Below are 22,224 nucleotides of genomic sequence, written 5' to 3'. Positions count from 1 at the left end.
TACGCCGTTTTTACAAGCAAATCCGGTTCATAGTTGAGCGCTGAAGCGACCGTTAACCCTTTGTTAACGAAATAACGTGATCACAGCTTATGGGGGTCGGCACCACTCACCTTATCAAGTGCCGAGGTTGTTGCAAATGAAAGTTCTGATTGTTGAGAGTAACCCCGACCTGGGTCGGGTCTGGCAGCGGCACCTGGAACGGCAGGGGGCTGAGGTTTCTCTGGTCGAAAGCCAGGAAGCAGCGATCCTTGCACTTTACGGCACGCCCTTCGACATCATAATCTTGGACCTGGTTCTGGATTCAGGCAGCGCGTTGGCGGTCGCGGATTTCGCCAGCTATCGCCGCCCGGATGCCCGGGTGATCTTCGTCACCAACACAACGTTCTTTTCCGACGGATCGATCTTTGCGCACAGCCCCAACGCCTGCGCCTATGTCCAGAGCGGAACGCCGCCCGAGGATCTGGCGGCGATGGTCGAACACTACGCCGCGGGGCGTTGATCGCGTCCGTGCGGCTCCCAATAGTCCAGGGTGGGGTTGATCGGGATGATCCGGTGCGGATTGATGCTGTCGTGACTGTAGTGATAGTGCCGCACGATATGGTGCATGTTTACCGTGCCCGCCACGCCCGGCCATTGATACAGTTCGCGCGTGTAGGCCCACAGGTTGGGATAGTCGATCAGCCGCCTGCGGTTGCACTTGAAATGCAGGTGATAGACCGGGTCGAACCGGATCAGGGTCGTGAATAGGCGCCAGTCGGCCTCGGTCAGGCGATCCCCCATCAGGTATCGGTGCGTGGACAGCCGATCTTCCAGCCAATCCAGCGTGTCGAACAGGGGGCGCACGGCCGCGTCATAGGCCTCCTGCGAGGTGGCAAAGCCGGATTTGTAGACGCCGTTGTTCACGTTTGAGTAGACCCTCGCATTGACCTCTTCGATCGCGTCGCGCATCTCGGCGGGCCAGTAGTCGTCGGTGTTGCCAGTGATTTGGTCGAAGGCCGAATTGAACATGCGGATGATTTCCGAGCTTTCATTCGACACGATGGTCTCTTGCACCTTGTCCCACAAGATCGGCACCGTCACCCGGCCCGAGTAGTTCGGGTCGGCGCGTGTGTAGACCTGATAGGCATAGTCCAGCCCATACAAAGCATCGCCGGTGGCGCCGTGATCGTCGGTCTGGAAAGTCCATCCGCGGTCCAGCATGTCCGGATGAACCACCGATACGGTGATCAGGTCCTGAAGTTCCTTGAGTTGGCGGAAGATCAACGTCCGGTGCGCCCATGGACAGGCCAGGCTGACATACAGGTGATATCGCCCGGCTTCAGCCTTGAAACCATCCTTGCCCGAGGGACCCGCACTGCCATCGGTCGTTATCCAGTTTCGAAACTGGGCCGCCGAACGTTTGAACGCTCCGCCGGTGGATTTCGTGTCGTACCAGGTGTCGTGCCAGGTGCCGTCGACCAACAGGCCCATCTTGGATCCTCCGTTTCCGAGTCCGGACAAAGCTTAGTGCGACAGCGCCGCAGTTCACATCGCCGACGGCGCGCAGCATCTCTGCGCAGTCGCACAGTGCCGCCCGGGATGTCTGTGCAACAAATCGCCCACAGGTCCGCGTCAACGGTCGGACTTCACTGGATTTTTACGAAGATACCCCCACAATAGATAGCATAGCTTGGGGGGAATTTTGATGAGTACTTATGTTTCCAAGGAAATTAGCGCCGAATTGGATGCGGCCCGAATCGCATCGCTCAAGAAGTCCAGCCGCCTGCGGGTGGAAATGGGCGACAATACCTACAGAATCCTCAAATTGTGGAAGGATGGTTTCGCCGTCGAGGCCGAGACAACACCGCGTCTGCGTGGACTGGTCGATATTTTTGATGGCGCCAACCACCTGTATCAATGCCTGATCGTCGCTGACGAGGAAGACGGCGGCCAGATGCGATATGAGTTCAAGCGCAGCACCGTCGCGGCGGACAAGGCGCCACTGGATTTCTATCGCGCGCCGGATGCCCCAATCGCCCTTCTCGGCAAAGACGACTAGGGCAGATCGTTCACGCGGCCTTATTGAAGGTCGGAAAAAGCAAGTTTCAAACGGGCGCACGCGTCCTCGACCCGCGCCCGCTGAGTAGCGAGATTGAACCGTTCGAAGGTCTCGCCTCCCGTTCCAAAACCTGGGCCGGATGACGTTGCGATCCGCGCATCATCGCGCAGACGGCGCACGAATTCGGCGTGATCCATGCCGGTGCCCGAGAAATCGACCCAGGCCAGGTAGGTTGCCTGCAAGGGCATCGACCACAGACCGGGGATTTCGGAGATCGCTGCATCGAATATCGCGCGGTTGCCCCTCAGGTGGTCGATCTGGGCATCCACCCATTGCGCACCTTCGGGCGTGTAGGCCGCGGTGATCATCGCCACGCCAAGTGCGCTGGGGTCATAGTCCAACGTGTTCAGCCGGTGACGCATCTGCGCCCGCAGCGTGTCGTCGGGAATGATCATGTTCCCGGTGCGCTGGCCTGCGATATTGAAGGTCTTGGACGCCGCTGTCAGCGTCACCGTCCAGGGCCGTGCATCCGGCGCGGCCACGTCCATCGGCACGAATTTGTGCCCGGGATAGACCAGATCGTGATGGATCTCGTCCGAGATCAGGATCAGCCCGTTGCGTTCGGCAAAGGCCGCCACCGCACGCAGCTCGTCCGGTGTCCAGACCCGCCCCGAAGGGTTCTGTGGCGAGCACCACAGCAACAGCTTTTCCGACCCGTCTAGCCGCGACTGCGCGTCGTCCAGGTCGATCTCATAGGTATCGCCGGCCCGCACCAGCGGGCATTCTACCACCCGGCGGCCGGTCTTGTTCACTTTGTGCGCAAACTCGTGGTAGACCGGCGTGAAGATCACTACCCCGTCCCCCGGCTCGGTCCAGACATCGAGGCTCAGCGCGATGGCGTTGCCCAGACCTTGCGAGGTCAGGATCCAATCGGTGTCGATCGTCCAGTCGTGGCGGTTCTGCATCCACCACTGCACCGCCTGCAGATAGGCCGGGTGCTGCCAGGAATAGCCGAACACCCCGTGATCGGCCGCACGGCGCACCGCCTCAATCACGCAGGGCGCGGTGGCATAGTCGGAGTCGGCGGTCCACATGGCCAGCCCGTCCTCGGGCGAGACGCCGAACAGCTGCTCCATCTTGTCCCATTTCGAGCTGAAGGTGCCCCGGCGGTCGATGAGGTCGTTGAAAGTCATGTCTGCTCCATTCGTTGGCCTGAAAGCTATCGGGAAATTCGCCCGGCGCAAGGGGGGCGTTGCGGCCACGCGCGCGATGACCTAAATCAGCCCCATGAAACGCAACATCCTGATCCATCCCGATCCCCGCCTGAAAAAGGTCTGTGCGCCCGTGGACGACCTGTCGGACGAGCTGCGCGCGCTGGCCGACGACATGCTGGAAACCATGTATGATGCGCCGGGCATCGGGCTGGCCGCGCCCCAGATCGGCGTGCTGGAACGGCTGATCGTTCTGGATTGCGTCAAAGAGGAAGGCGCCACCCCCCGCCCGCTGGTGATGTTCAACCCCGAGATCATCTCGGCCTCGGACGAAACCACCGTCTACGAGGAAGGCTGCCTGTCGATCCCCGATCAGTTCGCCGAGGTCACCCGCCCGACCGAGGTCGAGGTTGCCTGGATGGACAAGAACGGCAAGGCGCAGCGCGAAACCTTCGACGGGCTCTGGGCCACCTGCGTGCAGCACGAGATCGACCACCTGAACGGCAAGCTGTTCATCGACTATCTCAAGCCGCTGAAACGGCAGATGATCACGCGCAAGATGGTCAAGCTCAAGCGTGAGCTGGCCCGCGCATGACCGTCCGTCCCTGCCTGCCATGGCCCGACAAGCGCCTGCGTACCAAGGCCGAACCGGTGACTGAAATTACCGACGAGATCCGCGCCATCTGGGACGACATGATCGACACGATGGAGGCGATGCCCGGCGTCGGCCTGGCGGCGCCCCAGATCGGCGTGATGCTGCGGCTGGCGGTCGTGGACGGCTCGGCCGAGCGTGGCCGCGCGGTGCGCCTGGCCAACCCCGAAATCCTGCACAGCTCGATCGAACTGCGCGAGCATGACGAGGCCAGCCCGAACCTGCCGGGCGTGTCGGCCAAGATCAAACGTCCGCGTGCGGTGACGGTCCGGTTCCTCAATGAAAAAGGCGAGATCGACCGGCGCGATTTCGTCGGCATCGAAGCCACCAGCGTGCAGCACCAGATCGACCATCTGAACGGCCGGATGTATTTTGACCGTCTCAGCAAGGTCAAACGCGACATGCTGCTGCGCAAGGCGAAAAAGGCGGGGTAGGGCGGTATGCGCGTCATCTTCATGGGAACGCCCGAGTTTTCGGTGCCGGTGCTGGACGCGCTGGTGCAGGCCGGGCACGAGATCGCCGCCGTCTATTGCCAGCCCCCGCGCCCGGCCGGTCGCGGCAAGAAGGACCGGCCCACACCGGTGCATGCCCGCGCCGAGGCGCTGGGCCTGCCGGTGCGCCATCCCACCTCGCTGAAATCGCCCGAGGAACAGGCTGCCTTTGCTGCGCTGAAGGCCGATGTGGCCGTGGTCGTGGCCTATGGGCTGATCCTGCCGCAGCCGATCCTGGACGCGCCCCGACATGGCTGCCTGAACATCCACGCCAGCCTGCTGCCGCGCTGGCGCGGGGCCGCGCCGATCCACCGGGCGATCATGGCGGGCGATGCCGAGACCGGCGTCTGTATCATGCAGATGGAGGCCGGCCTGGACACCGGCCCCGTCCTGCTGCGTCAGGCCACCCCGATCGGACCCGAGGAAACCACCGCCCAGCTGCATGACCGCCTGTCGGCGATGGGCGCCGATCTGATCGTGCAGGCTCTGGACCGCCTGCCCGAGCTGACTCCCGAACCGCAGCCCGAGGTCGGCGTGACCTATGCCGCAAAAATCGACAAGGCCGAGGCCCGCGTGGACTGGTCGCGCCCAGCTGTCGAAGTCGATCGCCAGATCCGCGGCCTGTCGCCCTTTCCCGGCGCCTGGACTCAGATTGAGGGCGAGCGCATCAAGCTGCTCGCCTCGCGCCTGTCGGACGGGCAGGGCATGCCGGGCGAGGTGCTGGACGACGCGCTGCGCGTGGCCTGCGGCACCGGCGCAGTCGAACTGCTGCGCTTGCAACGGGCGGGCAAGGCGGCGCAGGATAGGGAAACCTTCCTGCGGGGCTGGCCGATCCCGGCCGGAACCCGCCTCGGCTCGGAGACGTCCTGATGTTCATGGTGATGATGGGTACCGTCGTGATTGCCGGCATCGTCGGCTATCTGTCCGAGGTGACGGGCTTTACCCACAACGGTTATCTGCAATCCATCATCATCTGCGTGGGCGGGGCGTTCCTGTTCTATTTCATCCGCATCATGTTCGGCATCAGCTTTGGACCGCCTGGGCTGGATGCGGTGATCTCGTCGGTGGGGGCCTTGATCATCGTGCCCACGCACTGGAGGAAATGAGATGCCCGTCCTTGCCTTGATCGTCATCGGCGCCGCGGCCGGATTTCTGGCCACCCGCCTGATGCGGATCCAGGCGGACATCCCCACCACCCTGCTGATCGGTGTCGCCGGGGCCGTGGTGGGCGGGCTGATCATGCGCGCCTTGCTGACGGTCATGGGCTGGATGCCCGGATTCGTCGGCGCGGTGCTGGGCGCGCTGCTGCTGATCTGGATCTGGAAGACCTATTTCCGGCGTTGATGCGGCAGGCCGCAGGCCACGCTAGACAGTGCTTTGGCAATCAACTAGGCATCGGCAATGAAAAACTATTTTTTCCCACAAGCTTATAACAACGCATGGGCCAACCACCGAATTCTGGAGGCTTGCGCGCAATTGCCCCCCGAAGAACTGGCGAAGCACCGTACTGGTTTCTTCCCGTCCATCATCGAGACTCTCAATCACATTTTTACGGTTGATCTTTTCTACGTCACCGCTCTGGAAGGCCGGCCAATGGGATTGGACGCCTTCGACCCGGAAACTCCCTATCCCGACTTGCCCGAGCTTTCGGCGCACCAACGCGCCATCGACCGACGTTTCGTGGATGTTTGCCGCGATGAGAAGGTTTTGGATGAAACTGCACGCGTCAGGATTCCACGTGGGGAATTGGTGCAAGTCGAGCGGTACGACCGCACGATCCTGCACTTGCTGCAGCACCAGATTCACCATCGGGGACAAGTGCATTCGATGCTTTCGGACACGATGATCGCTCCGCCGCAATTGGATGAGTTTTTCATGGAGTGGGAGGCTGACAGATCGTTGCGGGCCGAAGATTTCACATCTCTGAACCTGACCGAGGAAGAGGTCTGGCGCGGCCTCTAGCTCCGCGGCGGGCGTGCCTTGTAGACCGGCAACTGCCAGCCGAACAGCAGCGATCCGGCCCGCAATGCCCAGCAGGAGAGTGCGCACAGGCCCAGCGCCAGCAGCGTCTCCAGCCCCAGACGGGTGGCCAACACGGCCACAAGCGCCCCGGTGAAGGCGCATGAGACATAGAGCTCGCCCTGTTTCAGCACCAGCGGCACCTCGTTGCAGACCACGTCGCGCATCAGCCCGCCCAGGCAACCGGTGGTCACACCCATCAACACCACGATCACGCCCGACTGACCCAGCGCCAGCGCCGCGCCAGTTCCCGCGGCCGCGGCGATCGACAGCGCGAAACTGTCCAGCCAGACCAACCAGTTGTAGCGGCTTTCCACCAGATGCGCGGTGAAAAACACGACCACCGCCGCCGCCACCGCGATCAGGATATAGTCAGGTTGGCCCACCCAGAAGACCGGGTGCCGATCCAGCAGCAGATCACGCACCGTGCCACCGCCCACCGCCGTCAGACAGGCGATGAAGGCAAATCCCACAAGATCCAGCTGCGCCCGGCTGGCCACCAGCGCCCCGGTCAGCGCAAAGACCAGAACCGAGGCATAGTCCAGCAGGGCCAGACCGCTCATGTGCGGGCCTTTTTCGGCTTGAAAGGGGCCATGCCTGCGCGTGCCAACTCATCTGCGCGTTCGTTTTCGGGGTGGCCGGCATGGCCCTTGACCCATTCCCAGGTCACGTCATGGCGCTGTTGGGCTTCGTCCAGCCGCTGCCACAGGTCCACGTTCTTGACGGGCTTCTTGCTTGCGGTCTTCCAGCCGTTGCGCTTCCACCCGTGGATCCAGCCCGTCACCCCGTTTTTCACATAGGCGCTGTCGGTCACGATTGTGATCTTCGAGGGCCGCTCCAATGTTTCGAGCGCGCTGATCGCGGCCAGAAGCTCCATCCGGTTGTTGGTGGTCTCGGCCTCGCCGCCGCTCAACTCGCGCTCTTTCAGGACGGTTTCTCCATCCATCGCCCGCAGCAGCACGCCCCAGCCCCCCGGGCCGGGATTGCCGGAACAGGCACCATCGGTATAGGCAAACAGATCAGGCATGGGCCAGCACCAGAATGAAACCGTCATAAGAACCGGCCAGCCCCTTTCCCATACCGGTGGTGACACGGTCAATGACGAACCCGGCCTCGACCAACGCGGTCTCGATCTCGGGGCGCGTGAAATAGGTGTAGTAGCGGTCCAGTTCGTCGCGATGCTCTCCGGTGCCCAGTTTGAGGCCCAGAAAGAACACGCCGCCCGGCTTCAGGGCCCGGTGGATGGCGGCCAGATGTCGCGGGAATTCGGCGCGCGGGGCGTGCAGCAGGGAAAAGCTGGCATAGACCCCATCGTATTCGGCCGTTTCGGTCACGTCGTCGAACGTACCCAAATGCGCGTCCACGCCATTTGCGCGGGCGTGTTCGACAAAGGCAGGTGTGGCGTCCAGCGCCCGAACCCGCAGCCCCTGGCGCAGAAAGAAACCGCTGTCCGAACCCGGACCCGACCCCAGATCCAGCACCAGCCCGTCTCCGACCGCCTGCGCAAATGCTGCGCGCGATTCGATCTGTTCGGGTGGCAGCGGCACTGCCAGATAGTCGTCCACACGGGTTGTGTAGGCGTCGATGGTTCGTTTGTCGCTCACAGGACTACTCCAACGGCCAGGCAGGCCAGTACGACGGCGCTCAACAGCAACCGCAGTTTCATCCACCAGCGCGGGGTCAGGCCCCAGGACCAGAACAATGCGTCCAGCACCAGCAGCCCGGCAAAGCCGATCATCAGGTTGGTGCCCGCGTCGACCGGCCCGCCGCCGGTGGTGAAGAACGCCCACAGCGCCGGCAGGACCGACAGCCCATAGCACAGCGCCGCCCGGCTGCCCGCGGTCTTGGTGGCAAAGCCCCACAGAACGCCGGACATGAAGCTGAGGATCACAGCGCCATAAAACAGCTGTACATAGGGTCCCACGAACCGAGGACCCAGCGCGCGGCTGCCCCAGTCGTTCAGGTCTCCGCTCAGGTAGGTCAGCGCGCCCCAGACAAAAGGGATCAGACCGGCCAGGCCCAGAACCAACGGTGCGCGGGGGATGCCGCTCATGCGGGCACGCGCAGAATGCGGGGCACCTTGAACTCGACATTCTCGGTGGCGGTTTCGACGGTTTCGACGGTCACGTCATAGCGGTCGCGGAAGGCGTCGATCACCTCGTTCACCAGAACTTCGGGGGCCGAGGCACCGGCGGTGATGGCGATGCTGGAAATCCCCTCGAGCGCACGCCAGTCGATGTCGGTGGCGCGCTGCACCAGCTGGGCATAGGTGCAGCCCGCCTTGGACGCCACCTCGACCAGGCGGCGCGAATTCGAGGAGTTGGGCGCACCTACCACCAGCAGCGCATCCGACCTGGGCGCAACGGTCTTCACTGCCTCCTGCCGGTTGGTGGTGGCATAGCAGATGTCTTCCTTGTGCGGGCCGACGATGGCCGGGAACCGGTCCTGCAGCGCGGCCACGATGTCGCGCGTGTCGTCCACCGACAGGGTAGTCTGGGTGACAAAGGCCAGTTTTTCGGGGTCGCGGACCTGCACCCCGGCCACATCGTCAACCGTTTCCACCAGCAGAACTTCGCCCTCGGGCAGCTGGCCCATGGTGCCGACGGTTTCTGGGTGGCCCTTGTGCCCGATCATGATCATCTGCAACCCGGCCTCAGCGTGGCGCTGGGCCTCGATATGGACCTTGGACACCAGCGGGCAGGTGGCGTCGACATAGATCATCTCGCGCGCGGCTGCTGCGGCGGGCACCGATTTGGGCACGCCGTGGGCGGAAAAGATCACCGGCCGGTCATCGGGGCATTCGTCCAGCTCTTCGACGAAGACGGCACCCTTGGCGCGCAGCCCGTCCACGACGAACTTGTTGTGCACGATCTCATGCCGGACATAGACCGGGGCGCCCCATTTCTGCAGGGCCATTTCCACGATCTTGATCGCGCGGTCCACGCCAGCGCAGAACCCGCGCGGGGCGGCCAGATACAGGGTCAGGGGGGGCTTGGTCATGCGTCTGTCTCCTTGAAAGGGACAGGTAAGGCTTTTCCACCTGTTGGTCCAGTCAGGACAGCCTTGTCACCATGCTGACATGAAGTCCTGTTAGCCAATACCCGTTTGAGCACGGGTTCTTGATTAAAGAAGCGCGGCCAGGACACGAAGTCCTGACCGCGGGATTGCTCCACATGTGTGAGTGGTGGATGGCGGAGTTCTTATTTTCCTGCGACGGCTACCGTACGCGGTTCATCGGACACGTCCCGCGGAGGGCGTCCGATCACGTCGCGCAGGTCGTCAAGCTCGATGAAATTGTCCGCCTGACGACGCAGCTCGTCCGAAATCATCGGCGGCTGGCTGCGGATGGTCGAGACGACCGACACGCGCACGCCCTGACGTTGCAGGCTGGCAATCAGCGGGCGGAAATCCCCATCACCCGAAAACAGCACGATATGATCCACGCGCGGCGCAAGCTCCATGGCATCGACGGTCAGTTCGATGTCCATGTTCCCCTTGACCTTACGGCGCCCCATGCTGTCGGTGTATTCCTTGGCCGGCTTGGTCACCATGGTGAAGCCGTTGTAATGCAGCCAATCGACAAGCGGACGGATCGGTGAGTATTCGTCGTTTTCTAGCAGCGCTGTGTAGTAGAAGGCTCTGAGAAGCTTGCCTCGACGCATGAATTCCTGGCGAAGCAACTTGTAATCGATGTCAAACCCCAGTGCTTTTGCGGCGGCGTACAGATTCGAGCCGTCGATGAACAGCGCAAGCCGTTCGTCCTTGTAAAACATTAATTTGTCCTTCCGGTATCGCTCAACGCGCGGAGGTGTCTGTGAGTGAAAAAAATAAATTCGCGCATTGATGCCTTTAAAATAGGCTATTTGACCTGTATCGCAAGTATTCTCTGAACGGAATACGGGGATAAAAGTGGTCAAATCCATGTCAAAAGTGGTCGTGGCGTTGGGGGCAAATCTCACCTTGAGAGGAAACGGGCCCAAGGTGACACTCGCGCAGGCTCTCGAGGTCATGGAGGCCAAGGGGCTGGTGATTCGGGCCAAAAGCCGGCTGTTTTCGACCCCCTGCTTCCCTGCGGGCGCCGGCCCGGACTACGTGAACGCAGCCGCTGTGATCGAGACGGAACTGGATCCGCGCGGTGTTCTGGACCTGCTGCACGAGGTCGAGGCCGAGTTCGGCCGCGCCAGGGTTCAGCGTTGGGGTATGCGCACACTTGATCTTGATCTTGTCTGCTGGGACGACCGCGTTCTGCCGGACCTGGACGGATACCGCCGCTGGCTGGATTTGCCGATGGAGCAGCAGGTGCGATCCGCGCCCGAACAACTGATCGTGCCGCACCCGCGCCTGCAGGACCGGGCATTCGTGCTGGTTCCGATGGCTGACGTCGCGCCCGATTGGCGCCATCCGGTGCTGGATTTGACCGTCCGGGAAATGATCGGACAGCTGCCTGCGGACGAGGTTGCCGCCGTAACCCCCCTCTGAGCCGCCAATGCTGGGCATTTCCCGCTTGTCAAGGCAGAGAATCGCGCTTAGATAAACCCCTTCCTGACACGGATTCATTTGTGGAGAGCGCCTCATGGCCCGCGTGACGGTCGAAGACTGCGTAGACAAGGTACCGAACCGGTTCGAACTGGTGATGCTTGCCGCCCATCGTGCGCGCGAGATTTCCACTGGCGGATCGATCACCGTTGACCGCGACAACGACAAGAACCCCGTCGTGGCTCTGCGCGAGATTGCCGAAGAAACCCAGACGGCGGACGAGCTGCGTGAACGTCTGATCGAGGCCAACCAGACACAGATCGAGGTCGACGAGCCCGAAGAAGATCAGATGGCGCTGTTGATGGGTGCAGAGTCGGACAAGCCGGCAGATGACGACATGTCCGAAGAGAAACTCCTGCGTGCCCTGATGGAGGCCCAGGGGCAGGGGTAAGCCCTGCAAGCGAAGGTGCGGACCGGATGATTTCTGTTGAAGACCTGATTGCGCTGGTCCGCAACTACAACCCCAAGACAAATGCCGATCGCATCGCCCGGGCCTATGAGTTCGGAATGCAGATGCATGAAGGGCAGTTCCGGCACTCGGGCGAGCCCTATTTTTCGCATCCCGTCGCAGTTGCCGCCATTCTGACCGAGCAGCGCCTAGACGATGCCACGATCATCACCGCGCTGCTGCACGACACGATCGAGGACACCAAGGCAAGCTATTCCAAGATCGCCGAACTGTTCGGTGACGAGGTGGCGATGCTGGTCGACGGTGTCACCAAGCTGACCAACCTGCAGCTTTCCAGTCGCGAAACCAAGCAGGCCGAGAACTTCCGCAAACTGTTCATGGCCATGTCCAAGGACCTGCGGGTGATCCTGGTCAAGCTGGCCGACCGCCTGCACAATATGCGCACGATCAAGGCAATGCGCCCTGAAAAGCAGGTGCAGAAAGCGCGCGAAACGATGGACATCTACGCGCCGCTGGCCGGCCGGATGGGCATGCAGTGGATGCGCGAAGAGCTTGAGGACCTGGCGTTCCGCGTCCTCAATCCCGAAGGCCGCCAGTCGATCATCCGCCGCTTCATCACGCTGCAGCGCGAAACCGGCGACGTGATTCACCGGATCACCGGCGACATGCGGCACGAGCTTGAGAAAGCGGGGATCGAGGCCGAAGTCTTTGGTCGCGCCAAGAAACCCTACTCGATATGGCGCAAGATGCAGGAAAAGGATCAGGGCTTTTCGCGCCTGTCCGACATCTATGGCTTCCGCATCATTACCCAGACCGAAGAAGACTGCTATCGCACCCTTGGGGCCATACACCAGCGCTGGCGCGCGGTGCCGGGGCGGTTCAAGGACTATATCAGCCAGCCGAAATCGAACGGTTACCGCTCGATCCATACGACGGTCTCGGGCCGTGACGGCAAGCGGGTCGAGGTGCAGATCCGTACCCGTCAGATGCATGACGTCGCCGAGACAGGTGTGGCCGCGCACTGGTCCTATCGTGACGGTGTGCGGACGGAAAACCCCTTTGCGGTCGATCCGGCCAAGTGGATCGCCAACCTGACCGAGCAGTTCGATACCGAGGAAGACCACGAAGATTTCCTCGAGGCGGTGAAGCTCGAGATGTATTCGGACCAGGTCTTCTGCTTCACCCCCAAGGGCGACGTGGTGAAACTGCCGCGCGGGGCGACCCCGATCGATTTCGCCTACGCGATCCATACGCGTATCGGCCATGCCTGTGTCGGAGCCAAGGTGGACGGTATCCGTGTGCCGCTGTGGACGCGGCTCAAGAATGGCCAATCGGTCGACATCATCACCGCCGACGGCCAGACCCCGCAGGTGACCTGGCTTGAGATTGCCGTGACCGGCAAGGCCCGCACCGCCATCCGCCGCGCCCTGCGCGAGGTTGACCGTGAACGGTTCATCAAACTGGGACGCGAACTGGTCCGCGCGGGGTTCGAACATGTTGGCCGCAAGGCGACCGACAAGGCATTGGAAACCGCCGCCAAACACCTGCGCATCAAGAACAGCGATGAGTTGCTGGCCCGCGTCGGCAGTGCCGAACTGACCGCCCATGATGTAGTGGCCGCGGTCTATCCCGACCTGACCCGCGACGAGGGCGAAGCAATCCCCTTGCGTCGCGCCGTGATCGGGCTTGAGCCGGGGCAGGGGTTTGAACGCGCGCCGTGCTGCCAGCCTTTGCCGGGCGAACGCATCGTGGGCATCACGTCTCGGGGCAAGGGCGTGGTGGTGCATTCCATCGATTGCGATCGCCTTGCCGAATTCGAGGATCAGCCGCAACGGTGGGTGAACCTTCACTGGCATACCGGCACGCACCCGGCCGCTTATGGCGCCACGTTGGAGCTGACCATCGGCAACGACGCCGGCGTGCTGGGACGTATTTGCACATTGATCGGCGAGAAAAAGGCCAATATCTCGAACCTGGAATTCGTGGACCGGAAGCCAGATTTCTATCGTCTGCTTATCAGTATCGAGGTGCGGGATCTTGAACAGCTGCATTCGCTGATGCTGATGCTCGAGGCGGAAAGTGACGTGGCTGCGGTCGAACGGTATCGGGACATGACAAGCGCTGCGGTCGCAGCTGGCTGAGAAGGGGTGATCAGGAGTGGTTTTCAAGCGCCGTGATCGCCGCTCGGTACTCCAGGTCCTGTCCGAGTTGGTCTATCCTCGCGGCGGTTGGACCCGCGCCTTCCACTATGTCAAACACCGCGTCCGTCGTCTTCCGGACTCGCCCGAACGCATTGCCCGTGGGGTAGGGGCCGGGGTGTTCGCGTCCTTCACCCCATTCTACGGCCTTCATTTTCTGGTTGCCGCGGTCTTGGCCCGGCTGCTGAACGGCAACATCCTTGCCGCGTTGAGCGGCACGTTTTTCGGCAACCCGCTAACCTACGTTCCGATCGGCGTGGTCTGCCTGCAAACTGGGCATTTCCTGCTGGGCACCGAATACGAAGAGGGCGACACCAAGGGGCTGATGGGCAAATTTGCCAGCGCGATGGGGGACCTCAAGGATAACTTCCTGGCGATGTTTTCCGATCGGGTCGCTGACTGGCACGGGCTGTCGCAATTTTATGACGAAGTGTTCTTTCCCTACATGATTGGCGGCATCATTCCCGGCATCGTGGCCGGCGTGATCTGCACCTATATCAGCCTGCCGGTGATCCGAACCTATCAGATGCGCCGCCGCGCAAAGATCAAGGCGAAGTTCGAAGAAATCAAACGCTTGGCCGAAGCAAGCTCTGCCGTTCCCCGACCAAACCCGATAGGCTCGGGCGACGCGAACAAAAAGGATTCGAAGGATGTCTGACACCCCTCTGCGCCTGGGCGTGAATATCGACCATGTTGCCACCGTGCGCAACGCCCGTGGCGGCGCCTATCCCGACCCGCTTCGCGCCGCAAAGCTTGCCGAAGAGGCCGGGGCCGACGGCATCACTGCGCACCTGCGCGAAGACCGGCGGCATATCTCGGATGCGGATATCGACGGGCTGATGGAGGTTCTGACTGTTCCGCTGAACTTTGAAATGGCGGCTACGGATGAGATGCAGAAGATCGCTCTGCGCCACAAGCCGCACGCCGTCTGCATCGTCCCCGAGAAGCGCGAGGAACGTACCACCGAAGGTGGCCTGGAAGTCGCGCGCGAGGAAAACCGTCTGGCGCATTTCATCGCGCCGCTTCGTGACGTCGGTTGCCGGGTGTCGATCTTCATCGCCGCAGACCCCAAGCAGATCGAGGCCGCCCACCGCATCGGCGCCGAAGTGATCGAGCTGCACACTGGTGCCTATTGCGACGCCCATGCCGAGGGTCGGGTGGACGACGCGCAACGCGAACTGGAGGCTCTGCGCAAGATGTCCACCTTTGCCCATTCGCTGGGCCTTGAAGTGCATGCCGGCCATGGCCTGTCCTATGACACGGTCCAGCCCGTTGCCGCCTTTCCCGAAGTGCGCGAGTTGAACATTGGTCATTTCCTGATCGGCGAGTCCATCTTCCGGGGCCTCACCCCAGCCATTCAGGAAATGCGCCGCCTAATGGATGAGGCGCGCCAATGAGCCACTGCCTTGAAGCCTCCTTCTTCTGGATCTTCCGATGCGCTTGAACACTCCCAGGTTTCTTGTCGTCTTCGTGATCACATCGATCGCGGTCCCGGCTGTTTTGTTTGGCGTTTCGGCGGTGTTCGGAATTGACTTGTCCAGCAGTTTCCTGCCGTTCATCCCCTTTTTGGCCGCCGCGACTTTCGAAGGACACCGACAGGTTCAGACGCACCAGACCATGCCGGGCAGCGGCGACATGTGGAGCGCCGCACTATGGATGGGCATCGTCGGCATGTTGGCTAACCTGGTCATGGCTGGGCTGTTCTTTCTTGTCGTTCCAGGCATGTCCGAGGGATTGGCCGGTATCCCGGTGAACTTTTTGGTGATCGGTTTCACGATCACCTTTGTCGTGGCGTTTCTCATTTCGCGACTATTCCTGTGGGTGGGCGCCCGGTCTGCGTTCAAGGCTCTTGAAAGGGCAAAGAAAGAGACGCACTCATGATACTCGGCATTGGTACGGATCTTGCGAATATCGAGCGCATTCAGGGCACGCTCGATCGGTTCGGTGACCGGTTCCGCAACCGTGTCTTCACCGAGACCGAGCAGCGCAAGGCCGAGCGCCGGCGGGATACGGCCGGAACCTACGCCAAGCGCTGGGCCGCAAAAGAGGCGTGCTCCAAGGCGCTGGGCACGGGGCTGCGTATGGGCATCGCCTGGAAGGACATGGCAGTTACCAATCTGCGCACAGGTCAGCCCGTGATGCATGTGACCGGCTGGGCCGCCGAACGGCTGAAGGAAATGACGCCCGAAGGGCACGAGGCGATCATCCACGTCACCTTGACCGACGATCATCCATGGGCGCAGGCCTTCGTGGTGATCGAGGCGCGCCCGCTTGGTGATCCCGACGCAGCGGCCTTGACACCCCCGCGACCGCGCCGCATGTAACCCCCCGAGCCGAGCAAGGACTGGAGAGCAGTATGGCCGAGCAAGCCAAATCCGGAAACGCCATCTGGGAGACGATCAAGACCATCGTCTATGCCCTGCTGATCGCGGGCGTTTTCCGCACTCTGTTCTTTCAGCCGTTCTGGATTCCGTCGGGGTCGATGAAACCCACGCTGCTGATCGGTGATTTCCTGTTCGTCAACAAGATGGCCTATGGCTATTCCTACGCGTCCTGCCCCAGTCTGATCATCCCCAGCGTCGGCCTCGATGTCGATGCCGAGGACATCTGCGGCTGGATGGGGGGCGACAATACCCGACTGCTGGGCGGCGAGCCCGAGCGGGGCGACGTCATCGTGTTCCGCCATCCGGTTTCGGGGCGTGACTACATCAAGCGACTGATCGGCCTGCCCGGAGACAAGATCCAGATCAAGGATGGCGTGGTCTACATCAACGGTACCGAAGCCAAGCAGACCCCGGATGGCACTTTTACCGAAATCGCCGAGCCGCAAGGGCCTCAACGTCTTCGGCCGCGCTGTGAAAATGGCCCGGTCGGTGTCGGCGGCACCTGTGAAAAGACCCGGATGATCGAAACGCTGTCGGGCGGCGTGTCGCATGAAATCCTGAATATCGGCAATCAGAGCACTGACAACACGGGTGTCTACACCGTGCCGGAAGGGCACTACTTCTTCATGGGCGACAACCGTGACAATTCCAGTGACAGCCGCGTGCCGCAGGTCGCAGGCGGCGTCGGCTACGTTCCTTATGAAAACCTGATCGGTCGAGCCGACCGCATCATGTTCTCGTCCGCCGGGCGTTCGATGCTGTTTTTCTGGACCTGGCGCGGTGACCGGTTCTTCAAGGCGGTCAATTGAAGCTGTCGACCGACATGAAGGCGTTCGAAAAACGCCTTGGACACAGGTTCGCCAATCCCGAACTACTGGTTCGGGCGCTGACCCATGGTTCGGTCTCGTCTTCGACGCGTCCGGACAACCAGCGGCTCGAGTTTCTGGGTGACCGTGTGCTGGGGCTTGTGATGGCCACCGCTTTGCTCGAGGCCGATCAGAAGGCCACCGAAGGCCAACTGGCCCCCCGATTCAACGCGCTGGTGCGCAAGGAAACCTGTGCCGACGTTGCCCGCCAGATCGATATCGGCGCGGTTCTGAAGCTGGGCCGGTCAGAGATGCTGTCGGGCGGGCGCCGCAAGCAGGCGCTTTTGGGCGACGCCATGGAGGCAGTTATCGCTGCGGTCTATCGCGATGCCGGTTTTGAGGCCGCGCAGAAAGTGATCCTGTCGCTGTGGGGCGACCGGATCCACACGGTCGAAGCGGATGCGCGCGATGCCAAGACATCGCTTCAGGAATGGGCGCAGGCGCGCGGGCAGAAACCGCCCGCCTATGTCGAGATTTCGCGCAGCGGCCCGGATCACGCCCCTGTTTTCACCATCGCGGCCCGCCTGCAGGACGGATCCGAGGCCCAGGCAACCGCCGGCTCCAAACGTCAGGCGGAACAGGCGGCCGCGCAGGCTCTGCTGGATCGTGTGACAAGCTGATCTCTTCGATCGCGGCGTTGCCTGCTCTTCATCTGCCCGGGAATGTCCGTGAGGGTTGTCCACCTATCACGAACCGCGTCTGCGGCGGCTAGACCTTGCGGCTCAGACGACCCGCAAGAACCCGGTCAGCCCAGTCTTCTGGTGTTCGATCACATGGCAGTGAAAGGCCCAGTCGCCCGGATTGTCTGCGACCAGCCCGATTTCGACGACCTCGTCTTTCAACAGCAGCATGGTGTCCGTCAACAGCGGCGGCAATTCTCGCAGGTTTGATCGCAACGGCACAAAGACCAGCCCGTGCAGATGGATCGGATGCAGGTTCGGAGATTCATTGCGCAGCCTCAAGACATAGCTTTTGCCCAGTTCCAGCGTCGCCAGTGGCCCGACGTCCGCGGCAGCATCTCCGGGCCAGGGAACCCGGTTGATCGACCAGAAATTGTATCCAAGAGACCCGCAGAACCCATTGTCCGGCAGTTCACCTTCTGGCGTCCAGCCGAAGACGAATTCGTGCACCTGAGCGTTGCCGAGATCGGGCAGGGCGACCGGGTTCTTCGGCAAAGGCTTCAGTTCTCTCAGGTCCCGGTGCGCGGATTGTCCTACCGAGCGCAGGCTGGCCATCGTCCGCATGGGCTGACCGGGCAGTTTGGCCATAAGATCGACCTGTGCCCCTTCGCCGTCCGGCATCGCAACGGCAAAGTCTACACGCTGACCGGGGCCCGCCAGCAAGGGATCATCTGCACTCGGCATCGGCAGTTCGACGGTGACCGGGTGACCGTCCCACGCGATGATCTGCGCGTTTCCGCCCGTCAGGTGCAACTTGTAGATCCGGGTCGTATCCGAATTGAGAAGTCGCAGCCGCACGAGGCTTCCGGCCGCGTGATCATAGACTGGATGCTGGAGCCAGTTCGCGGTCTGCACATTGCCGAAAGTTCCGGCTCTGGCCGCGCCCCGCTGAGTGTAGGCGGGCAGAAATGCCCCCGTCTCGCCCAGGCGAAAGTCCCGCAGGTTGATCACTTGCTCGCTGTCGAATCCGACGTCTTCAGGCTCGGCGATGACCATCACTCCGGTCAGGCCGTGCGCCATCTGCTCCATCGTCATGCAATGCGGGTGATACCAGTAGGTTCCGGCGTCTGGGGGTGTGAACTCGTAGGTGAAGCTTTCGTTCTGTCCCAGCGGCATCTGGGTCAGATAAGGCACGCCGTCCATATCATTGCGGATGCGCATCCCGTGCCAGTGCATCGAGGTATAGTCGGACAAAGTGTTTTTGACCGTCAGTCTCATCGCTTCACCCTGACGTCCAAAAAGGACGGGCGGCGGAGCGTCGGGGCTCAGGCTGACCATTCCTTGCGTAGGCTGGTCCCGAAACATGTAGCTGGCGCTTTGAACCACCAGTGCCTGATCGGAGCTATTGGACGCGAATGCAAGTCCACCCAAGCCCGCGGCCCCCATTGCGGCGCCGCCCGATAAAAGAAACTCCCGTCGTTTCATGCCTGATCCTCAAGATGCGGGTCGCGGCCTGGCTGGGATCGGCTTGGCCTGTGCGCCTGTCCTGCCATTCCCGTACCGGCCCGGCAATGCGACAAATGCCTCTGGCCCGCTGTGCCTTTCTGCGATAGGGATGCGCACTTGAAAACAGGATCACCACACAATGACGACACGCGCCGGATTCATCGCCCTGATCGGAGAGCCCAACGCAGGCAAATCCACCCTTCTGAACCGCATGGTCGGGGCCAAGGTCTCGATCGTGACGCACAAGGTGCAGACAACGCGTGCCCGGATCCGCGGCGTCGCGATGGAGGGTGATGCGCAACTGGTCTTCGTCGATACGCCGGGCCTGTTCAAACCCCGCCGCCGGCTTGACCGCGCGATGGTCGCGGCGGCGTGGGGCGGCGCGGCCGATGCCGACATCATCGTGCTGATGGTCGAAGCACATCGCGGTATCACCGAAGGCGTCGAGCGCATCCTGGATGGCCTGTCCGAGATCGCGCAGGGCCGCAAGGTGGCGCTGGCGATCAACAAGATCGACCGGGTCGAAGCCCCCGCGCTGCTGTCTCTGACCCGCGACCTGAATGACCGCTTCCCCTTTGCCGAAACCTTCATGATCTCGGCCGAAAAGGGCCACGGCGTCGAGGACTTGCGTGCCTGGCTGGCACAGCATCTACCCGAAGGCCCCTGGCTTTATCCCGAAGACCAGATCGCCGATCTGCCGCTGCGCATGATCGCGGCCGAGATCACGCGCGAAAAGCTGACCCTGCGCCTGCATCAGGAACTGCCCTATCAGCTGACGGTCGAGACCGAGAACTGGGAGGAGCGCAAGGATGGTTCGGCCAAGATCGACCAGGTCATCTATGTCATGCGCGACGGCCACAAGGGCATCGTGCTGGGCAAGCGCGGCGAGACAATCAAGGCCGTCAGCCAGGCCGCTCGGGCCGAGTTGGAGGAATTCCTTGATCGCAAGGTCCACCTTTTCCTGCAGGTGAAGGTCCGGCCCAACTGGCTGGAAGAGGCCGAGCGCTACTCGGAAATGGGGCTGGACTTCAAAGACGGCAACGCATGACCCGCCTGACTGCCGAGTTCTGGGTCCACGCCTACCTAGCCCGGCTGCGCCTGCACGAGATCCCCGCCTTTGTCGTAGCCCATGGCGACGACACAGCCGGCGCGGTTCTGGTCAAGCTCAACACGCTTGACGGCAATGCCACCGCCTTTCAGCGCAGCTTCGACCTGCTCAGCGGCGCGCGCAAATGGATCGAACTGGCCAAAGGTCCCGAGGTCGAGGTGGACGAGGCCATCGCCCGTCAGCGCAGCTTTGACCCCGATCTCTGGGTGATCGAGGTCGAAGACCGGCAAGGCCGGCATCTGTTGAACGAGGAAGGGCTGGACTAGGGCTGCCTTACCACAAAGGCGACAGCGCCAGCCAGACGCCCGCGAACATGGCGATCCCGCCCAGGTTCACCCAGATATGCCAGATCGCATAGCGGTAGGGCAGCGTCTTGCGGGCGTAGAACGCGGTTCCGATCACATAGCAGCCGGACCCGGCCAGAATGCACCACAACGTTGCCACTGGTACGCCCCGCAGGTCGGGCAAGGCCAGCAGCCCCAGCGCGCCCAACCCCAGGTAGGATGCCGTCGACCAGCGTGATTTCACCGTCTCGTTGGTGATCTTGTTCCAAACTGCCACCGCTGTCAGCGCCCAACACACCACCAGCAGGCCCAGGGTCCAGGTCGTGCCAGCCAGAACGAAGAACGGTGTGAAGGTGCCTGTTATGCTGGGGTAGATCGCCGCGTGATCAATGCGCCGCAGCAGTGTGCGCCGCTCGTGCAGCGGTAGAAAGTGATAGGCCCAGGACGCCAGGTTCGACGCCAGCGCACACAAGACGTAAACCACGACGGCAGCAACCAGCGGACCTTGCAGATGGGTTGCCGCCTTTGCCACCAGCAGGCCGCCCGCAATCAAGATCACCGTCAGGCCCACCGCATGCACCGTCATGTCCGCGCGGCGGAAAGCGGGGGAAATGCTAGGAAAGGTCGCGTCGGTCATGTCTGGTCTCGTGGCTGCCTGTTCTGGGTAATATCGCCCCGGGTCCAAGTCCACAATTCCGGCACGTCAGCCGGCGTCTTCCGATTGAATTTGCTTCTTTCCGCGCCGCGCCGTACCGTCGCGGTCCGACGCGTTCTCAAGGCAACCCAAGGGCCCCGCATGGACTGGCGCGACCATGGCATTCTACTGACCGCCCGCCGCCACGGCGAAACCGCGGCCATCATCGAGGTGTTCACCGAAACCCATGGCCGCCATGCGGGCGTGGTGCGCGGGGGTGCCAGCCGCAAGATCGGGCCCATCCTGCAGCCCGGCGCGCAGTTGGACGTGCTGTGGCGGGCGCGGCTGCAGGAACATATCGGCACTTTCCAGGTCGAACCGCTGCGCTCGCGCGCGGCGGCGGCGTTTTCGGGGCGGCTGGCGCTGTCGGGGCTGAACGCGGTCGTGGCGCTGCTATCCTTCTGCCTGCCCGAACGCGAACCGCACCCCGGCATCTATCGACAGACGGAACAGCTGATGGATCTGCTGGGCCAGGACGAGATCTGGCCGCTGGCTTACCTGCGCTGGGAACTGGCCCTGCTTGAAGAGCTGGGCTTTGGGCTAGACCTGACCCGATGCGCCGTGACCGGCACCACCGAGGGGCTGGCCTATGTCTCGCCCAAGACCGGCCGGGCGGTCAGCGCCGAAGGCGCCGGGGAATGGGCCGACCGGCTGTTGCCTCTGCCGCCGGTGCTGCGCGGGCAGGGGGCTGCCCCGGATGGCGAGATCGCCGCCGGGCTGCGCACGACCGGCTATTTCCTGGCGCATTGCGTGGCGCCATCGCTGGGTCACACGCCGCTGCCCGAATCCCGTGCCCGCTTTGTCGATCAGTTCACTCGGCGGCTTTGAACACCATCTCGTGCCCGTCCTCGTTGCGCAGGATCAGCACGTCGCCCGACACTTCGGACTGCGTCATCGCCAGCAGCGCGGCGAAATAGAACCCTTCGGCCTCAAGCCCGGCGCAGGCGGCGCGGGTGGCGGACAGGTCGGTGATTTCGAACCACGGATAGGGCGCGTTCAATGTGCCCGAGTAGCTGTTGCAGGGCGCGTTGCCGGCAATCTTGCCTTCCTCCGGAAAGCGCAGTAGGGCGCTGGCCTCATAGGGCTGGCCGTTCACCTCCTGCAGCACCCAGGTGCGGTCGGCCGCGCCGTAGGCGGCGACGCTCTCGTCGCGGTCGCATTGCAGCAGGGCAAGGGCGGGCAGGATCAGGCTCAGGCGCAGCATGAGG

At 62.5% G+C, this 22,224-nt stretch carries 31 protein-coding genes; 20 read left to right on the top strand and 11 right to left on the bottom strand.

The annotated features are described in order from the left end of the window. Positions 1 to 136 precede the first annotated feature (136 nt). Positions 137 to 499: a response regulator transcription factor gene (locus AC2FML_RS17365; protein ID WP_170342693.1), complete on the top strand. Its 363-nt coding sequence runs from the start codon at positions 137 to 139 to the stop codon at positions 497 to 499. Here the strand turns inward: AC2FML_RS17365 and AC2FML_RS17360 are convergent. Further along, the gene (locus AC2FML_RS17360; protein WP_496783957.1) at positions 481 to 1,470 is read right to left on the bottom strand and encodes a glutathione S-transferase family protein; all 990 of its coding nucleotides are present in this window, start codon (positions 1,468 to 1,470) and stop codon (positions 481 to 483) included. The two genes, AC2FML_RS17365 and AC2FML_RS17360, sit on opposite strands and share 19 nt — an antisense overlap. 214 nt (positions 1,471 to 1,684) lie before the next feature. Here AC2FML_RS17360 and AC2FML_RS17355 point away from each other — a divergent pair, with 214 nt between their 5' ends. Then, a complete protein-coding gene (locus AC2FML_RS17355; RefSeq protein WP_093965240.1) occupies positions 1,685 to 2,038 on the top strand; it encodes a hypothetical protein in 354 nt (117 codons plus the stop codon). 20 nt (positions 2,039 to 2,058) lie between these two features. Here AC2FML_RS17355 and AC2FML_RS17350 read toward each other — a convergent pair whose 3' ends face one another. After that, on the bottom strand, positions 2,059 to 3,231 hold the full coding sequence (locus tag AC2FML_RS17350; RefSeq protein ID WP_496783956.1) for a MalY/PatB family protein: 1,173 nt from the start codon (positions 3,229 to 3,231) through the stop codon (positions 2,059 to 2,061). 94 nt (positions 3,232 to 3,325) lie between these two features. Between AC2FML_RS17350 and def (AC2FML_RS17345) the strand changes: the two genes are divergently transcribed. The 6 genes from def (AC2FML_RS17345) to AC2FML_RS17320 are packed head-to-tail and all read left to right on the top strand — an operon-like array spanning position 3,326 to position 6,354. Then, positions 3,326 to 3,844, top strand: coding sequence for a peptide deformylase (gene def, locus AC2FML_RS17345; protein WP_496783955.1), 519 nt, complete (start codon positions 3,326 to 3,328; stop codon positions 3,842 to 3,844). Further along, on the top strand, positions 3,841 to 4,335 hold the full coding sequence (gene def / locus AC2FML_RS17340) for a peptide deformylase (RefSeq protein WP_005981313.1): 495 nt from the start codon (positions 3,841 to 3,843) through the stop codon (positions 4,333 to 4,335). Before def (AC2FML_RS17345) ends, def (AC2FML_RS17340) begins: the two co-directional genes overlap by 4 nt. Before the next feature lie 6 nt (positions 4,336 to 4,341). After that, positions 4,342 to 5,262 carry a methionyl-tRNA formyltransferase gene (gene fmt / locus AC2FML_RS17335; protein ID WP_496783954.1) on the top strand — a complete coding sequence of 307 codons (921 nt, stop codon included), beginning with the start codon at positions 4,342 to 4,344 and terminating at the stop codon, positions 5,260 to 5,262. Then, positions 5,262 to 5,498 (top strand): hypothetical protein, encoded by a 237-nt coding sequence (locus tag AC2FML_RS17330; RefSeq protein WP_005981317.1) that lies wholly within the window; start codon positions 5,262 to 5,264, stop codon positions 5,496 to 5,498. Before fmt ends, AC2FML_RS17330 begins: the two co-directional genes overlap by 1 nt. A 1-nt stretch (position 5,499) precedes the next feature. Further along, on the top strand, positions 5,500 to 5,736 hold the full coding sequence (locus tag AC2FML_RS17325; protein ID WP_496783953.1) for a GlsB/YeaQ/YmgE family stress response membrane protein: 237 nt from the start codon (positions 5,500 to 5,502) through the stop codon (positions 5,734 to 5,736). Positions 5,737 to 5,793: 57 nt separating this feature from the next. Then, positions 5,794 to 6,354 carry a DinB family protein gene (locus tag AC2FML_RS17320; protein WP_170370060.1) on the top strand — a complete coding sequence of 187 codons (561 nt, stop codon included), beginning with the start codon at positions 5,794 to 5,796 and terminating at the stop codon, positions 6,352 to 6,354. On the opposite strand, the gene AC2FML_RS17315 is transcribed toward AC2FML_RS17320, so the two are convergent. The 6 genes from AC2FML_RS17315 to AC2FML_RS17290 all read right to left on the bottom strand — a co-directional run bounded on the left by AC2FML_RS17315 (position 6,351) and on the right by AC2FML_RS17290 (position 10,184). After that, positions 6,351 to 6,974 carry a trimeric intracellular cation channel family protein gene (locus tag AC2FML_RS17315; RefSeq protein ID WP_170343413.1) on the bottom strand — a complete coding sequence of 208 codons (624 nt, stop codon included), beginning with the start codon at positions 6,972 to 6,974 and terminating at the stop codon, positions 6,351 to 6,353. The genes AC2FML_RS17320 and AC2FML_RS17315 overlap by 4 nt on opposite strands. Then, a complete protein-coding gene (rnhA, locus tag AC2FML_RS17310) occupies positions 6,971 to 7,438 on the bottom strand; it encodes a ribonuclease HI (protein ID WP_170343414.1) in 468 nt (155 codons plus the stop codon). The genes AC2FML_RS17315 and rnhA overlap by 4 nt, the downstream gene beginning before the upstream one ends. Beyond that, positions 7,431 to 8,015, bottom strand: coding sequence for a class I SAM-dependent methyltransferase (locus AC2FML_RS17305; protein WP_496783952.1), 585 nt, complete (start codon positions 8,013 to 8,015; stop codon positions 7,431 to 7,433). The genes rnhA and AC2FML_RS17305 overlap by 8 nt, the downstream gene beginning before the upstream one ends. Beyond that, positions 8,012 to 8,464 carry a DUF3429 domain-containing protein gene (locus AC2FML_RS17300; RefSeq protein ID WP_170584917.1) on the bottom strand — a complete coding sequence of 151 codons (453 nt, stop codon included), beginning with the start codon at positions 8,462 to 8,464 and terminating at the stop codon, positions 8,012 to 8,014. The genes AC2FML_RS17305 and AC2FML_RS17300 overlap by 4 nt, the downstream gene beginning before the upstream one ends. Beyond that, a complete protein-coding gene (ispH, locus tag AC2FML_RS17295) occupies positions 8,461 to 9,411 on the bottom strand; it encodes a 4-hydroxy-3-methylbut-2-enyl diphosphate reductase (RefSeq protein ID WP_170441980.1) in 951 nt (316 codons plus the stop codon). The genes AC2FML_RS17300 and ispH overlap by 4 nt, the downstream gene beginning before the upstream one ends. A gap of 200 nt (positions 9,412 to 9,611) precedes the next feature. Continuing rightward, positions 9,612 to 10,184, bottom strand: coding sequence for a LabA-like NYN domain-containing protein (locus AC2FML_RS17290; protein WP_093965260.1), 573 nt, complete (start codon positions 10,182 to 10,184; stop codon positions 9,612 to 9,614). A 136-nt stretch (positions 10,185 to 10,320) separates the two neighbouring features. On the opposite strand from AC2FML_RS17290, the gene folK reads away from it, so the two are divergent. The 9 genes from folK to rnc all read left to right on the top strand — a co-directional run bounded on the left by folK (position 10,321) and on the right by rnc (position 17,424). Further along, the gene (gene folK / locus AC2FML_RS17285) at positions 10,321 to 10,890 is read left to right on the top strand and encodes a 2-amino-4-hydroxy-6-hydroxymethyldihydropteridine diphosphokinase (RefSeq protein WP_496735360.1); all 570 of its coding nucleotides are present in this window, start codon (positions 10,321 to 10,323) and stop codon (positions 10,888 to 10,890) included. 94 nt (positions 10,891 to 10,984) lie between these two features. Beyond that, positions 10,985 to 11,338, top strand: coding sequence for a DNA-directed RNA polymerase subunit omega (rpoZ, locus tag AC2FML_RS17280; RefSeq protein ID WP_170343419.1), 354 nt, complete (start codon positions 10,985 to 10,987; stop codon positions 11,336 to 11,338). Between the two features lie 26 nt (positions 11,339 to 11,364). After that, the gene (locus tag AC2FML_RS17275) at positions 11,365 to 13,497 is read left to right on the top strand and encodes a RelA/SpoT family protein (protein WP_170343420.1); all 2,133 of its coding nucleotides are present in this window, start codon (positions 11,365 to 11,367) and stop codon (positions 13,495 to 13,497) included. 16 nt (positions 13,498 to 13,513) lie between these two features. Next, the gene (locus AC2FML_RS17270; RefSeq protein ID WP_170361532.1) at positions 13,514 to 14,212 is read left to right on the top strand and encodes a DUF2062 domain-containing protein; all 699 of its coding nucleotides are present in this window, start codon (positions 13,514 to 13,516) and stop codon (positions 14,210 to 14,212) included. Continuing rightward, positions 14,205 to 14,951 (top strand): pyridoxine 5'-phosphate synthase, encoded by a 747-nt coding sequence (locus tag AC2FML_RS17265; protein WP_170343422.1) that lies wholly within the window; start codon positions 14,205 to 14,207, stop codon positions 14,949 to 14,951. The genes AC2FML_RS17270 and AC2FML_RS17265 overlap by 8 nt, the downstream gene beginning before the upstream one ends. A 37-nt stretch (positions 14,952 to 14,988) precedes the next feature. Beyond that, positions 14,989 to 15,435: an ABZJ_00895 family protein gene (locus tag AC2FML_RS17260; protein WP_170439874.1), complete on the top strand. Its 447-nt coding sequence runs from the start codon at positions 14,989 to 14,991 to the stop codon at positions 15,433 to 15,435. Then, positions 15,432 to 15,878 carry a holo-ACP synthase gene (gene acpS / locus AC2FML_RS17255; protein WP_093965271.1) on the top strand — a complete coding sequence of 149 codons (447 nt, stop codon included), beginning with the start codon at positions 15,432 to 15,434 and terminating at the stop codon, positions 15,876 to 15,878. Before AC2FML_RS17260 ends, acpS begins: the two co-directional genes overlap by 4 nt. A 32-nt stretch (positions 15,879 to 15,910) precedes the next feature. After that, positions 15,911 to 16,747, top strand: a complete 837-nt coding sequence (lepB, locus tag AC2FML_RS17250) for a signal peptidase I (protein ID WP_170361538.1) — start codon at positions 15,911 to 15,913, stop codon at positions 16,745 to 16,747. Beyond that, on the top strand, positions 16,744 to 17,424 hold the full coding sequence (gene rnc, locus AC2FML_RS17245) for a ribonuclease III (protein ID WP_170343425.1): 681 nt from the start codon (positions 16,744 to 16,746) through the stop codon (positions 17,422 to 17,424). Before lepB ends, rnc begins: the two co-directional genes overlap by 4 nt. Before the next feature lie 102 nt (positions 17,425 to 17,526). Here rnc and AC2FML_RS17240 read toward each other — a convergent pair whose 3' ends face one another. Beyond that, on the bottom strand, positions 17,527 to 18,909 hold the full coding sequence (locus tag AC2FML_RS17240; RefSeq protein ID WP_496783951.1) for a multicopper oxidase family protein: 1,383 nt from the start codon (positions 18,907 to 18,909) through the stop codon (positions 17,527 to 17,529). Positions 18,910 to 19,069: 160 nt separating this feature from the next. Here AC2FML_RS17240 and era point away from each other — a divergent pair, with 160 nt between their 5' ends. Then, positions 19,070 to 19,978 carry a GTPase Era gene (gene era / locus AC2FML_RS17235; protein WP_170342652.1) on the top strand — a complete coding sequence of 303 codons (909 nt, stop codon included), beginning with the start codon at positions 19,070 to 19,072 and terminating at the stop codon, positions 19,976 to 19,978. Further along, positions 19,975 to 20,304: a DUF1491 family protein gene (locus AC2FML_RS17230; protein ID WP_496736574.1), complete on the top strand. Its 330-nt coding sequence runs from the start codon at positions 19,975 to 19,977 to the stop codon at positions 20,302 to 20,304. The genes era and AC2FML_RS17230 overlap by 4 nt, the downstream gene beginning before the upstream one ends. Before the next feature lie 7 nt (positions 20,305 to 20,311). Here the strand turns inward: AC2FML_RS17230 and trhA are convergent, their stop codons facing one another. Next, positions 20,312 to 20,959 carry a PAQR family membrane homeostasis protein TrhA gene (gene trhA / locus AC2FML_RS17225; protein WP_496783950.1) on the bottom strand — a complete coding sequence of 216 codons (648 nt, stop codon included), beginning with the start codon at positions 20,957 to 20,959 and terminating at the stop codon, positions 20,312 to 20,314. Positions 20,960 to 21,118: 159 nt separating this feature from the next. On the opposite strand from trhA, the gene recO reads away from it, so the two are divergent. After that, positions 21,119 to 21,844 carry a DNA repair protein RecO gene (recO, locus tag AC2FML_RS17220; RefSeq protein WP_496783949.1) on the top strand — a complete coding sequence of 242 codons (726 nt, stop codon included), beginning with the start codon at positions 21,119 to 21,121 and terminating at the stop codon, positions 21,842 to 21,844. On the opposite strand, the gene AC2FML_RS17215 is transcribed toward recO, so the two are convergent. After that, positions 21,828 to 22,220 (bottom strand): META domain-containing protein, encoded by a 393-nt coding sequence (locus tag AC2FML_RS17215; RefSeq protein ID WP_480638254.1) that lies wholly within the window; start codon positions 22,218 to 22,220, stop codon positions 21,828 to 21,830. The two genes, recO and AC2FML_RS17215, sit on opposite strands and share 17 nt — an antisense overlap. Positions 22,221 to 22,224 lie beyond the last annotated feature (4 nt).

The sequence above is a fragment of the Ruegeria sp. BHSC029 genome, from assembly GCF_059613085.1.
This window is presented reverse-complemented; position numbering and strand designations above follow the sequence as displayed.